Source organism: Pseudomonas sp. 008, assembly GCF_016861935.1.
In the GTDB taxonomy this organism is placed as follows: Bacteria; Pseudomonadota; Gammaproteobacteria; order Pseudomonadales; family Pseudomonadaceae; genus Aquipseudomonas.
Window position 1 is genome coordinate 1 of the sequence record NZ_BOMA01000049.1, and the last position, 968, is coordinate 968.

At 45.1% G+C, this 968-nt stretch carries 1 protein-coding gene and 1 pseudogene; both read right to left on the reverse strand.

Annotation, left to right across the window (positions count from 1 at the left end):
- Nucleotides 1-269 (reverse strand): annotated as a pseudogene (locus tag JUI81_RS31635) (transposase); the annotation flags it as partial.
- A 176-nt stretch (nucleotides 270-445) separates the two neighbouring features.
- Nucleotides 446-715 carry a hypothetical protein gene (locus JUI81_RS31640; protein ID WP_096480011.1) on the reverse strand — a complete coding sequence of 90 codons (270 nt, stop codon included), beginning with the start codon at nucleotides 713-715 and terminating at the stop codon, nucleotides 446-448.
- Between the last annotated feature and the right edge of the window lie 253 nt (nucleotides 716-968).

Consider the following 968-nt stretch of genomic DNA (forward strand, 5'->3'; position numbering starts at 1 on the left):
CGTCCTTCCCATAAAGTCCCACTACGTCCATATGTACGATTTATGTATTGCACATATCGTTGCCCTATTCCTTTCATAAGCAAACTGGTACTGCTGTGCTCATGAGGGCTAATCAACAAATGGACATGATTAGTCATAAGACACCATGCGTGAATTTCACACGAATTTTTGTTGGCCTGTTCAGCAAGCAGCTCTAAATAAAAAAGGTAATCATCCTCTGAAAAAAAGCAAACTGATCTATTATTTCCTCGTTGAATCAGATGCAAGGAGAAATCGGGGACAGACCACGATTAAATTGAAGGAGCATTATCCAGCCCTCGATAAATGTGGTCCGTCCCCGTTCTCGCAATGAAGTTTGTGGGGATCCCTCAGGGTCTGCCTCCGTTTTTCGGGTAAAAAAACACCGGCGCTAGGCCGGTGTCAGATCACATCCAGGCGTCTACAGCTAAAAAGAGACGTTCAAACCGCAAGCGGAGATAAAGTCACGCATCGGTATATCAAGAGAGCTACTCTCTCCAGCAGAAAGAACATCTTGCAATGTGACAATGCCTTTTTCAAAATCTAGAGAAACGTCAAAGCAATTAAACTCGAACTCCCTCAACAGAACGTTCTCTGAGCGCATCCGCTCATCAAAGGCATCTTTCAAAATAGAGCGAACGCTGTCGTCCAACTCTTGGACGACAAATTGTTCCATTAGTGTGCCGCCACTACTCATAACCATTCCTAACTAGTACGGGAATGCAGTCTGAATCACACCATCCCGAACATTTATTTTGATTGTCGATGTTGGAGCGCCTGAGACGTTTGTTCCAATCACCTTGCCTGCGTTGTACTCAAAACTATAAACGTATAAACGGGGACAGACCACGTTTTCCATCTAAAAAATCTAGTGCTTTTTCGGTCTGCCCGGGCATCCCCGCCGAGCTCGTCGCCCAATCATAGCTTCAATTTCGGCTGCAAATCGCGAA

Bases quoted from the DNA above. Each gene is read 5' to 3' on its own strand.
- JUI81_RS31640 (WP_096480011.1), bottom strand. From the start codon at position 715: ATGAGTAGTGGCGGCACACTAATGGAACAATTTGTCGTCCAAGAGTTG.